Below are 11184 nucleotides of genomic sequence, written 5' to 3' on the forward strand. Positions count from 1 at the left end.
CTGAGCAACGGCACCTGGCAGATCCTTCGCTCGGCATCCAACAGCAGCGTTGGGAACGGCACTGACGTGCTTGCCAGTGGGAGCTGGCTCCCCGCTGGCCACACAGTGGCCGATTACCAGGTTCAATTCAGCGGTGCGGTGCAGGGCGCGGGTTCTCTAACCAACAGTGCCCCGTCCTTCGCCGATTTGGGAACGAGCCGCTCCGCAAACCTAACTGTCAGCGTGCCAGCCGCATCCTCTCAAAGTCTGACGGGGGCGGTGGACCTGCTATGCGAGCTGCGCCGGCTCAGCACCGGTGCAGTGACCCGGACGGCGTGTCGTCTTACCTGCAAAGCAACGGGCTGGCACTGATCCTTGCGGTCTTGTACGAACTCCCTTTACGCGCGACATGACATGCGCGCGCGCGAAGGGAAGACCACCATGGGCTCATGGAATCGCGCACCCAACACGCCCAGCAATTGAGCAACATGATCCGCTTTGGCGCCGTCACTTCCGTCGATCACGCCGCTGCTCGCTGCCGCGTACTTTCAGGCGAGCTCGAGACTGATCTTCTGCAGTGGCTGGCGCCGGCGGCGGGTGATTCCGTTCACTGGAATGCTCCCGCCGTGGGCGAGCAGGTGCTGTTGCTCTGTGCCGAGGGTGACCTGGGAAACGCCGTAGTTCTGCGCGGCTTGTACAGCTCGGCGTTTGCGGCCCCTTCCAACAACGCGTCGGTTGTTCTCCAGCGATTTTCCGATGGTGCTGTCATTCAGTACGACAGCCAGAAGCACGCGCTGGCGGCCATCCTGCCCAGCGGCGGAACTGCTCAGGTCACCGCGCCCGGCGGCCTCACCATCGACGCCGACGTAACGATCAACGGTTCTGTACTGGTAAACGGAAATGCTGGCGTTAGCGGCACGGTAACTGCCGAACAAGACGTCATTGGCGCCGGTAAGAGCCTGAAAAGCCATGGCCATGTGGGCGTGACAGCAGGCAATGCCGTCTCTGGTGCGCCGGCATGACACGCATGGGCGTACACGGCGGACCGGTCGATGAGCAGGCGCACCTTTCGCAATCCATCGCCGACATTCTGACCACGCCGCTCGGCTCTCGGGTGGAGCGACGGGAGTATGGCTCTTTGCTGCCCAGCATGATCGACGCTCCCTTCAACGCTGCCGCCAAGCTGCGTCTGTTTGGAGCGACGGCGACCGCTCTCATGCGCTGGGAGCCTCGCCTCCAGCTGACCAACATCACCCTCACGCCAGGCGCCGTGCCGGGGAGCTTCGTGCTTGACCTGGTCGGGCGACGCAGTGATCGCCATCGCGCAGGCGAGCTCACCCGCCTGACCGTTCCACTGCGCTTCCGCAGTCCTTAATCCTAGGAGCAATCCAACATGGCCGACTATCACCACGGCGTTCGCGTTATCGAAATCAACGGGGGCGTCCGTCCCATTCGCACCATTGCCACCGCTGTTCTCGGCATCGTCTGCACGGCGCCGGACGCAGATACCACCGTCTTTCCGCTCAATCGCCCGGTGCTGATTACCGACGTGCTCGGCGCCATTGCCAAGGCCGGCGTGGAAGGCACTTTGCGGCCAACTCTGCGCGCCATCGCTGATCAGTCGAACCCGGTAACGGTGGTTGTCCGCGTTGCACCTGGGACCACCGATGTGGAGACCACCAGCAATGTGGTGGGAAACGCCGATGGTGCCAACTACACCGGCGCGCAGGCGATGCTGGTGGCACAGGCACAGCTGGGCGTTCGCCCCCGCATCCTCGCCGCTCCCGGCTTGGATACACAGCCGGTTGCCGTCGCCTTGGCGGGCATTGCCAAGCGCTTGCGTGCCATGGCGTACGTCAGCTGCGCCGCCAGCGCTTCGGTGACTGAGGCGGTGGCGTACCGGGACCAGTTCAGTCAGCGGGAGCTCATGCTCATCTACCCGGACTTCGTTGCATGGAACACCAGCACCAGCGAGTCGGATCTGGCTTTCGCCACGGCCCGCGCAATCGGACTGCGCGCGCGAATCGATCAGGAACAGGGCTGGCACAAGACCATCTCCAACGTCGAGGTGCAGGGCGTAACGGGTCTGAGCCGCGATATCAGCTGGGACCTGCAGGACCCGGGCAACGACGCCGGAGTGCTGAATGCGGCTGATATCACAACGTTGGTCAACTCCACCGGCTACCGCTTCTGGGGTTCACGGACCTGCAGCGACGATCCGCTGTTCGCATTCGAGAGCGCCACCCGCACCGCGCAGATTCTGTCCGACACCATCGCAGAGGCGATGCTGTTTTATGCCGACAAGCCGATGCACCCAAGCCTGGTGCGCGACATTGTGGAGTCGATCAACGCCAAGTTCCGCGAACTGAAGCAACTGGGCGTGGTGATCGACGCCAGTGCTTGGTACGACCCGGCCCCCAACCAACCGACCACTCTGGCCAGTGGCCAGCTGGTTATCGACTACGACTACACCCCGGTGCCGCCGCTGGAGAATCTGAAACTGCAGCAGCGCATTACCGACCGCTACTTCGCCGACTTCGCCAGCCGCATCAACGGCTGATAAGGAATCTTTGCCATGGCACTGCCCAGCAAACTGAAAAACATGAACCTGTTCGACAGTGGCGTCAGCTACCTCGGCCAGGTAACCGAGTTCAAGCTGCCCACGCTTTCCCGCAAGATGGAGGAATACCTGGCCGGCGGCATGGCCGGCCCCATCATGATCGACCTCGGCCAAGAGCTCATCGAAGCCGAATGGAAGTGTGGCGGCCTGATGCGCGAGGTGCTGCGCCAGTACGGTGTGATTCGCCACAACGCAGTGCAGCTGCGCTGGGCCGGCGCCTACCAGCGCGAAGACACCGGTGATACCGACGCGGTCGAGATCGTCATTCGCGGGCGTCACAGCGAGATCGACTCGGGTACCGGCAAAGTCGGCGACGACACCGAGTTCAGCGTCAAGACCGTGGCCAGCTACTACAAGCTGAGCATCAACGGCCGCACCGAGATCGAGTACGACGCGGTCGGCATGGTCTTCATCGTTGACGGCGTGGATCTGCTTTCCGCCCAGCGGCGCGCCATCGGCATGTAAACCCCTGCGCCCGGCGCAGGCCGGGCGTCCTTCCCTGAGAGAGACCCCATGAACGAAGAGACCATCCCTGCATCCCCGGCCGCCATCAGCGCGCAGGCAGTCCCCGCCGCGCTGGTGCAGCATCACCCGCTGGAAGATGTGCGTGTCACGCCGGGTTCCATTGCTGTTGAGGAAGCGATCAAGCCCGCCGCCATACCGGAGAGACGCCCGAACGTTGTCGTGCTGGAAGAGCCGCTCAAGCGCGGCGACCAGGTCATCACCGAGGTTGAACTGCGCAAGCCGAAATCCGGCGCGCTGCGCGGCGTCAAGCTCACCGACCTGCTGTCGATGGACGTGGACTGCGTGGCCATCGTACTGCCGCGCATCAGCAGCCCGACCCTGACGACCGCCGACGTGCGCGAGCTGGACCCGGTCGACTTGGTGGCGCTGGCCACGGTGCTGGGCACTTTTTTCGTCTCGAAGACGGAACGCGCATAACCGAAACAGTGGAGGACGCCATGGCAGACATCGCCATGGCATTCCACTTCAGCCTGTCCGACATGCAGGCCATGGATCTGAACCAACTGATGCAGTGGCGCGAACGTGCGGCCCAACGATGGAATTACAGCCCGTGATAAAGTCCCCCCATGGCCACCCTGTTCGCCCTGCTCATCGCCTTGGTCCTGTTGGCAATCGTCGGCGGCCTGCTGCTGTGGGCTCTCAGCGCTCTTTGCATCTTCGTGAGCCGGCTGCTGCCGCCCCCCAAGGCCGGTACTCCCAGAGCCTGACCGCTCGCGGTGGCCACTGATGGCCGCCGACAACCTGCGACTGCAAGTCGTCCTGGAGGCGCTGGATCGTGCCAGCGCCCCCTTCCGCAAGATCATGGCCGGCAGCAAAGGGCTGTCGCAGCAGCTGCAGTCACAACGCGAGGCGCTGAAGCGCCTGCAGGCCAGCCAGCGCGACGTTGCCGCGTTCCGCCAGCAGGCCGAGGCCACGCAAGCCACCCGTCAGCAGCACCAGGCCGCCACCACGCGCGTCCGTGAACTGACAGAGCAGATTGCCCAGGCCGACGCTCCTACCCGGAAGCTGACGCGCGAGTTCGCCGCAGCCAAGCGTAGCGCTGCGCTGTTGAAGACCCAGCACCAGCAGCAGTCCTCTGAATTGCAACGCCTGCGCAGCGGGCTGGAACGTGCCGGCATCAGCACGCGGCAGCTGGGCCAGCATGAGCGCCGCCTGCGCACCGAGTTAGCTGCCGCCAACGCTGCGATGGATACCCAGCGCAAGCGCCTGGCAGCCATGGACGCGGCGATGATGCGTAGTAAACGGATCCACAGTGCCGGCATGAGTGCTGCCGGCCACGGCGCGGGGCTAGCCTTCGGCGGCACGGCCGCGCTGCGCGCCGAGATGTTCCCTATCGGGCAGGCCATGAGCTTTGAGTCGGCTATGGCGGACGTGAAAAAAGTCGTGGATTTCGACACTCCGGCCCAGTTCGCGCAGATGGGGCGCGACGTCGAAGACCTGTCCATGCGCCTGCCGATGCTGCCAACCGAAATCGCCAAAATCGTGGCTGCTGCGGGTCAGGCCGCAATTCCGCGTCAGGAACTGCTGCGGTTCTCCGAGGACGCCGCGAAGATGGGCGTGGCCTTCGACAGCACCGCCGAGGAAGCCGGCCAGACGATGGCCACCTGGCGCACGGCATTCCGCATGGGCCAGGACGAAGTGGTTGTGCTGGCCGACAAGATCAACCACCTGGGTAACACCGGCCCGGCCAGCGTCATCAAGATCAGCGAAGTGGTCAACCGCATTGGCGCCCTGGGCGAAGTGGCAGGTCTGGGCAGCGGCCCTTTGGCCGCCCTGGGCGCCACCGTGGCCGGAATGGGCATCGAATCAGAGGTTTCGGCCACCGGCATCAAGAACATGCTGCTCACGCTGGCCGCCGGTGAAGGTGCAGCGAAGCGGCAGGTTGAGGTACTGGAAAAGCTTGGACTAAGCGCAACCGGCATGGCCAAGGCTATGCAGGACGATGCAGGCGGCGCGATCCTGACAGTGTTGGAGAAGCTGAAAGAGCTGCCCAAGCATGAGCAGGCGGCCAACATGACGGCTCTGTTCGGTCGCGAGTCGGTGGGTGCAATCGCACCGCTGCTGACCAACCTCGGGCTGCTGAAATCCAACTTCGACAAGGTCTCCGATGCCGAGGTCTATGGCGGGTCCATGGCCGCAGAGTACGCCTCGCGCGTGGCCACGTCCGAAAATGCCCTGCAGCTGCTGAAAAACCAGGCGCTCGTGTTGGCACAGTCCATCGGCCAGACCTTGCTTCCCCAGTTCAAGCAGCTGATGGACCGAACCGCGCAGATCACCAAGCGTGGGACCGAATGGATCCGCGCCAATCCCGCGCTGGTCGGCACGCTGGCGAAGCTGGCCATCGCCGGTACCGCTGTCGCAACTGTCCTGGGCGGGTTGCTGGTAGGCGGCGGACTGGCCGCCATGGCGCTGACGCAGATGCACAAGGCAGTAATGCTGGTGAGTGGCGGCGGCGGCCTTGGCCAGCTGCTGCGCCAACTGCTGTCCGTAGGCAGCCGTGCGTTGCCCATGCTGCTCAACGGTGCACGCCTTTTGTTGCCGGTGCTGGGCGGCGTCAGCGCACCTGTGCTGGCCGTGGGCGCGGCGCTGGCCGTGGTCGCTGCCTTGGTGTGGAAGTACTGGGGTCCGATCAAGGCGTTCATGGTCGGCATGTGGCAGGGCGTTGGCGAAGCCGTTGGGCCGCTGATGACTGACCTGCGCACCGCGCTGGAGCCCCTGGCGCCGCTGTGGGATGCCATTTCCGGCGCCATCGGCAGCGCGTGGTCGTGGTTTAAGCAGCTGTTCGCGCCGATGGAAGCCACCAGCGCGCAGTTGCAGGGCGCCACCGACAACGGCCGCAGTTTCGGCCGCATGCTGGCCACGGTCATGACCGCTAACTTGCGCCTGGCGGTGTCGGCCGTCGGCTGGTTGGTCAGAGCGTTCGCCAAGATCCTGCCCGCCATCCGCAATGTGATGGGAGGCGCATGGACCTACCTGCAGGGCGCATGGTCGATGATCGTGGGCGTATTCACACTCAACGGCGGGAAGATCCTCGCGGGCCTGCAGGGCGTGTGGGCCGGCTTGAACCAGATTCTGCTGGGCTGGCCGCAGCGTATGGTGCAGGCCGGCATCGACATGATCTCCGGGCTGATCCGCGGCATCGGCTCGATGGCCGGCGCGGCCGCCAACGCAGTCGGCGGTGTTGCCTCCGGAGTGATCGACCGTTTCAAGGGTCTGCTGGGCATTCACAGCCCCTCGCGTGTGTTCGCCCAACTGGGCGACTTCACCATGCAGGGACTCGCCGGCGGCTTGGGCCGCAGCCAGAAGCATCCACTCGCGCAGGTGTCCAGCTTGGGCGAGCGCATGCGACAGGCAGGTACAGGAATCGCTCTGGGCATCGCAGCAGCGCCCGCGATGGCCACCGCCCCCATGGTGGGTGCGCAAGCGATGCAGACGGCCCTAGCGCGCGGCCCAGCGCCTTCCAGCATCACCATCCACATCCACGCCGCTCCCGGCATGGACCCCTCGGCCATCGGCCAGGAAGTCCGCCGGCAGCTGGAAGCCATGGACCGCGAGAAGAGCGCACGCCGCCAGTCCCGCCTGTCTGACTGAGAATTACGCCATGCTGATGACATACGGAACCTTTGTTTTCTCCATCGCCACCGCCGCCCACGACCAGCTGCAGCGGCAGATGGACTGGCGTCACGCCAGCAGCGAACGGATCGGCACACGGCCTGCGCGGCAGTATGTCGGCCCAGGCGACGACACCATCGACCTACAGGGCACCATTGCGGCCGAACTGACCGAAGATCTGCAGTCGCTGGATGTGCTGCGCGACTTAGCCGACACCGGTCGGCCACAGGCGCTGGTGGAAGGCACCGGCCGTGTGTACGGCAGCTACGTCATCGCCAGCATCCGCGAGACGCGACGTGCATTGTTCAGTGACGGCACTCCCCGCCTGATCGACTTCCAACTGCAGCTGCTGCGCGTTGACGACAACCAGGCCGTGCCAGCATGAGCGGCGCCTATTCGATCCCCGCGTGGAAGGTGGTACTGGACGGCAACGACCTCACGGACCGCATCGTGCCGCGCCTGCTGGACCTGACGCTGACCGAAAGTCGTGGTGACGAGGCCGACCAGCTGGATCTGCGCATCCACGATCACGATGGCGCTATGGCCCTGCCGCCACGTGGTCGCACGCTGACCATTGCGCTGGGCTGGAGCGACAGCGGCTTGGTCAACAAGGGCACGTTCGTGGTCGACGACGTCGAGCACAGCGGCGCACCGGACATTTTGACCATCCGAGCACGCAGCGCCGACCTGACCGGTGCGATCCGGCGCCGCCGTGAACGCAGCTGGCACGACACCACGCTCGGGCGGGTGCTTGACGCCCTCGCCGGCGAACACGCATTGCGCAGCGCGGTGGCGGCCGACCTGGCCAGCATCGCCCTCCCCCACCTGGACCAGGCCAACGAGAGCGACATCAACCTGCTAACGCGGCTTGCCAAGCGCTTCGACGCGGTGGCCACGGTGAAGGCCGGGGCGCTGATCTTCGCGCCCATCGGATCCGGTACCACGCCCAGCGGCATCGAACTGCCAGGCCTACAGATAACCCGTGACTCGGGTGACCAGCACCGCTATTCGGTATCCGACCGAGAGAAGTACACCGGCGTGCGTGCGTACTGGGGCGACCGCCGCGATGCACGCCGCAAGGGCGTGCTGGTGGGCACCGCCGACAACGAGAAGGCACTGCAGACCACCTACGCCACCGAGGCCGAGGCCAGACAGCACGCGCAGGCTGAATTCAATCGGTTGGATCGCGGAACCGCGACGCTCTCGTACACGTTGGCGCTCGGCCGCGCGGACCTCTATCCCGAACAGACCATCACCGTCAGCGGCTTTAAGCCTGAGATCGACGGCACCAACTGGCTTGTCAGCAAGGTGACCCACACAATCAGTGGCTCGTCTGGCTTTACCACTTCTCTGGAGCTTGAGCGGGACGCATAGGAACGAACCTAGTCACTGGCAGCGCTTTCTTCGGAGATATCTCATTTCCAAGATGCGGCGTGCATGCCGCAGCATTGCCTTGCCATGTCCGCGCTTCCAGTAACGCGCGGCGAACCCGCCAGCGAGAAACAGGGCAGCGTGGGGCAGCGACGCGGAAGCTGGCGGTGCAATCACTGGCAGCGCAAGCAATGACTGCCAGATGGCGATCGCCAGCATGGCCGATGCAACCGGCCTGTCCGGCTCAGCCGGCGCTGCAGGTTCGGCCCGCTCCAAATGTGGGCACTGCACCTGCACATCACCCGTGAAAACCTGGCCGATAACGGCCCCTTCAAACACGGTCTGACAGCTGCACACGCACGTCGCCACACCATCTTTCGCACTGCCACCGCAACCCATAATCCTTCATACCCTGTCGTGCGCCAACCCGGCGCCCTTGCGCGCGAGTTAGCGGCATGAACAGGATCGAGGTGAGCATCAGCGAGTGGACTTGTGCGTTGCTTTCCGAGCCTTGACTGTGATTTTTTGCCCACGCAGATCCACATCACCACTGATCTGCTGGCTGATGCTGGCATTTTCAAAGGACGTGCGTGGTGCGGCCGGGGTCGATGCCGGGGCGACGCCAAGCAGCGCTGCCATACCGGCAGCACGCGCTGAAGGCGACGCTGAGCGCCACGCATTGAGCAGATCCGCATCAGGCTCGGACAGCCGATCACGACGGCCGACCAACACATAGGCCACATCCATACCGAGTTCGTCGGCAGCGACGAAGTACGCGCCACCGGGCAGGTGTGCATCTTGCTCGAACAGGATCTGCGTGCGTTTGGCAACACCGCAGGCCAGTCCCATGGCCTCCTGGGTCAGACCCAGCCGCTTCCGTTCTTCTTTCAGGCGAATACCTACAGACACGCAATTTTCCCCTTGACAGGTGCAGTTAACTTCACCACCATTCCGCTTAGAAATACACAGCGGAAACGGAATGAACGCCAAACGACGTACCACTGCGCTACGCACTGCTGAACAAGCCCGGCAGTGGCTCATCGACAACGGTCTGTCCGTAACCGCCTTCGCGGAGAAGCACGGGCTGGACCGAGACGCCGTGAACAACGCTCTGCGCAGCACCAGCAAGTGCCGGATCGGCAAGACGCACGATGCTGCTGTCGCTCTCGGCATGAAAGCCGCCCCTGATTCTCACACAGATTCGCCTATATCCACCCGCGTTCGCACGGCCAAGAACACCACCGGCAAAGCCCCGGTTAAGACGAAGGCCGCCAAGAAGGCAAAGAAGGCACGGGGTAAGGCATGAGCGCCTCAGTCGGACAGCGCGCTGTGTTCTGCTGCCCTGCCTGCAATGCCCGGCTGGTAAAGCGCACCAGTGCTTTGCAACACCCGTTCCTGCGCACTGACGCCTATGTCTGCCCGAACCCCATGTGTGGGGCTACGTACACCGGCAGTTCCGAACTGACCAACGTGGCCAGTCCCAGCGGCCTCCCCAGCGCTCCCGCCTGCGAGCTGCCACCGACACCGTGGTATCAGCGAACGATGCTGCAGACCCGTTGGAAGCAGGACCAGGGCGAGCTGCAAACCGACTGGATCGACGCAATCGAATCCTGTCCACCCGACGGCGATCAGCCCTCGGTCTAATCACCTTTCCCCCCTTCCACAACCACTGACCTGGCGCCATCCGGCGCCAGCGAGGGAGTGCTGCGCCTGTGATGCGCCATAAGACCCAATTTGACGGCTGGTCCTCGGCAATGGAGCCGAGCTTTGTAACCGCTCCAACGCGTGTCCAATACGTGTCGTATGCGCAGAAGCAGCGCGACGCCTCCAGGCTTCACGACTTGGTGAAAGCCCATATCGCACGTGGCGGCGCCTATGAGGTGCTGCCGCCGCACGCTGCTGCACAGGTGTCCGCATGAGCCTGTCCGCAACTGGAATCAATCCGCGCATTTCTACACAGTTCTACTTGACTTCCTCACGGACGGGGAGCAATGTTTGCCGCACGGAGCCTAAGAACTCCAAGTCAGCGGTATCCGCGCCCGTCAGCATCGCGGTTTTTTTGCGCCTGCTATTCGTGCGCGCCGACGCTTTCCTGCGTCGGGAGGGCGGCAGCCATACAACACCCGCAAGGGGAAAACTGCCCGCCGGTCTGACTCCGGTTCTTAGCCTCCCGACACCCTCGGTGCGACGCCTAAGAACGTCTCTCCGAGATTTCAATCTCAAGTCAGGAGACGTCCCCGTGTCCCACGGAGCCCCTTCAAAGCCCGGCAAGCCTGCCGCGCGTCAGCTTTCGCTCGCCTTCGGCCTGATCGCCGACACCCTCGAATGGCCTCACGATGCGTATCAGGCGTTCATTGCCCGCCTGCTCGCTGTCGGCGTGTGCCCGCTCGCCATCACACTGGGCGACGTGCTAGCCGCCTACAACGCCACCTGTGACGCCAACGGCCGCGCGCCGGGCGCCGACGACAAGGCGGTGCACTGATGGCGCCCCCTTCCAACGTGGCCATCCCTGAGCCGACCCTGCGGCCGGTCATCGTGCTGGAAACACAGATCCCCGGCTTCGGCCTCCGTGCCTCGTTCGACCAGCGCGGGATGCTGTTCCTCGCCCTGATACACATCGATTCGGACGCCGCCGCGACCGTATCGGCTCACTACTCGCGGAATGTGCAGCGCGCCGCCACCGAGGGTATCCAGACTGGAACAGTGGTCTACCTGCTCGCCAAGGGCGAAGCTGACCGGTTCTTCGAATGGCTGCGCACCGGCGCCAGCTATGCGGGCGGGCTGAACTGATGGCCAGCAGCAACGAGCACTCGCCATCTCTATCCGGCCCTGCGGATCGCGGTGACCAGGTCATCTGCCTTGCCGATTATCTGCGACTGTGCCGTATCGCCGCAGCGGCCGAACTGCTGGCCAAGCTGCCGAGCGAGGCGGCAAAGATGCTGGAAATCGAGGCCGATCACACCTCCGCCGTCGCGCAGTACATGGCCGAAGACCTCGCCGCGATCCTCAGTCGATCCCGCCCCGCCGTTGAGTAATGCATCACCCCACCCCCGGCAGCGCGCCAACGCCGCCGGGGG

18 protein-coding genes are annotated in these 11184 nt (G+C 64.3%); 15 read left to right on the forward strand and 3 right to left on the reverse strand.

Translation table 11 applies throughout. From position 1 onward, the window contains the following. The first annotated feature begins 428 nt into the window (after positions 1-428). From FHY09_RS15175 to FHY09_RS15205, 7 genes are read left to right on the forward strand one after another with little or no spacing between them, the layout of a single operon-like run. Positions 429-1001, forward strand: a complete 573-nt coding sequence (locus tag FHY09_RS15175; protein ID WP_166927739.1) for a phage baseplate assembly protein V — start codon at positions 429-431, stop codon at positions 999-1001. Next, the gene (locus FHY09_RS15180; protein WP_166927740.1) at positions 998-1354 is read left to right on the forward strand and encodes a GPW/gp25 family protein; all 357 of its coding nucleotides are present in this window, start codon (positions 998-1000) and stop codon (positions 1352-1354) included. The genes FHY09_RS15175 and FHY09_RS15180 overlap by 4 nt, the downstream gene beginning before the upstream one ends. An 18-nt stretch (positions 1355-1372) precedes the next feature. Then, positions 1373-2539, forward strand: a complete 1167-nt coding sequence (locus tag FHY09_RS15185; protein WP_166927741.1) for a phage tail sheath protein — start codon at positions 1373-1375, stop codon at positions 2537-2539. Positions 2540-2554: 15 nt separating this feature from the next. Next, on the forward strand, positions 2555-3064 hold the full coding sequence (locus tag FHY09_RS15190) for a phage major tail tube protein (RefSeq protein WP_166927742.1): 510 nt from the start codon (positions 2555-2557) through the stop codon (positions 3062-3064). A 48-nt stretch (positions 3065-3112) separates the two neighbouring features. Further along, positions 3113-3541 carry a phage tail assembly protein gene (locus tag FHY09_RS15195; protein WP_166927743.1) on the forward strand — a complete coding sequence of 143 codons (429 nt, stop codon included), beginning with the start codon at positions 3113-3115 and terminating at the stop codon, positions 3539-3541. A 20-nt stretch (positions 3542-3561) separates the two neighbouring features. Next, positions 3562-3678 carry a GpE family phage tail protein gene (locus FHY09_RS15200; RefSeq protein WP_166927744.1) on the forward strand — a complete coding sequence of 39 codons (117 nt, stop codon included), beginning with the start codon at positions 3562-3564 and terminating at the stop codon, positions 3676-3678. Positions 3679-3690: 12 nt separating this feature from the next. After that, positions 3691-3831, forward strand: a complete 141-nt coding sequence (locus FHY09_RS15205) for a hypothetical protein (protein ID WP_166927745.1) — start codon at positions 3691-3693, stop codon at positions 3829-3831. A 130-nt stretch (positions 3832-3961) separates the two neighbouring features. On the opposite strand, the gene FHY09_RS16460 is transcribed toward FHY09_RS15205, so the two are convergent. Beyond that, a complete protein-coding gene (locus tag FHY09_RS16460; RefSeq protein WP_456362836.1) occupies positions 3962-4267 on the reverse strand; it encodes a hypothetical protein in 306 nt (101 codons plus the stop codon). 42 nt (positions 4268-4309) lie between these two features. Here FHY09_RS16460 and FHY09_RS15210 point away from each other — a divergent pair, with 42 nt between their 5' ends. From FHY09_RS15210 to FHY09_RS15220, 3 genes are read left to right on the forward strand one after another with little or no spacing between them, the layout of a single operon-like run. Further along, positions 4310-6715: a phage tail tape measure protein gene (locus FHY09_RS15210; protein WP_456362837.1), complete on the forward strand. Its 2406-nt coding sequence runs from the start codon at positions 4310-4312 to the stop codon at positions 6713-6715. A 10-nt stretch (positions 6716-6725) separates the two neighbouring features. Further along, positions 6726-7121: a phage tail protein gene (locus FHY09_RS15215; protein WP_166927746.1), complete on the forward strand. Its 396-nt coding sequence runs from the start codon at positions 6726-6728 to the stop codon at positions 7119-7121. Continuing rightward, the gene (locus FHY09_RS15220) at positions 7118-8110 is read left to right on the forward strand and encodes a phage late control D family protein (RefSeq protein ID WP_166927747.1); all 993 of its coding nucleotides are present in this window, start codon (positions 7118-7120) and stop codon (positions 8108-8110) included. The genes FHY09_RS15215 and FHY09_RS15220 overlap by 4 nt, the downstream gene beginning before the upstream one ends. A gap of 12 nt (positions 8111-8122) precedes the next feature. Here the strand turns inward: FHY09_RS15220 and FHY09_RS15225 are convergent, their stop codons facing one another. Beyond that, a complete protein-coding gene (locus tag FHY09_RS15225; protein ID WP_166927748.1) occupies positions 8123-8326 on the reverse strand; it encodes a hypothetical protein in 204 nt (67 codons plus the stop codon). Positions 8327-8584: 258 nt separating this feature from the next. Beyond that, positions 8585-9016 carry a helix-turn-helix domain-containing protein gene (locus tag FHY09_RS15230; RefSeq protein WP_456362838.1) on the reverse strand — a complete coding sequence of 144 codons (432 nt, stop codon included), beginning with the start codon at positions 9014-9016 and terminating at the stop codon, positions 8585-8587. A 70-nt stretch (positions 9017-9086) separates the two neighbouring features. Between FHY09_RS15230 and FHY09_RS15235 the strand changes: the two genes are divergently transcribed. The 5 genes from FHY09_RS15235 (at position 9087) to FHY09_RS15255 (ending at position 11142) form a co-directional block, all read left to right on the forward strand. Beyond that, on the forward strand, positions 9087-9413 hold the full coding sequence (locus FHY09_RS15235; RefSeq protein WP_166927749.1) for a DNA-binding protein: 327 nt from the start codon (positions 9087-9089) through the stop codon (positions 9411-9413). Further along, positions 9410-9751, forward strand: coding sequence for an ogr/Delta-like zinc finger family protein (locus FHY09_RS15240; protein WP_166927750.1), 342 nt, complete (start codon positions 9410-9412; stop codon positions 9749-9751). The genes FHY09_RS15235 and FHY09_RS15240 overlap by 4 nt, the downstream gene beginning before the upstream one ends. 595 nt (positions 9752-10346) lie before the next feature. Then, on the forward strand, positions 10347-10589 hold the full coding sequence (locus tag FHY09_RS15245; protein WP_166927751.1) for a hypothetical protein: 243 nt from the start codon (positions 10347-10349) through the stop codon (positions 10587-10589). Beyond that, complete coding sequence (locus FHY09_RS15250) at positions 10589-10897, forward strand: hypothetical protein (RefSeq protein ID WP_166927752.1); 309 nt, start codon at positions 10589-10591, stop codon at positions 10895-10897. The genes FHY09_RS15245 and FHY09_RS15250 overlap by 1 nt, the downstream gene beginning before the upstream one ends. Next, on the forward strand, positions 10897-11142 hold the full coding sequence (locus FHY09_RS15255) for a hypothetical protein (protein WP_166927753.1): 246 nt from the start codon (positions 10897-10899) through the stop codon (positions 11140-11142). The genes FHY09_RS15250 and FHY09_RS15255 overlap by 1 nt, the downstream gene beginning before the upstream one ends. The last annotated feature ends 42 nt before the right edge of the window (positions 11143-11184 follow it).

The sequence above is a fragment of the Xanthomonas sp. 60 genome (assembly GCF_011761925.1).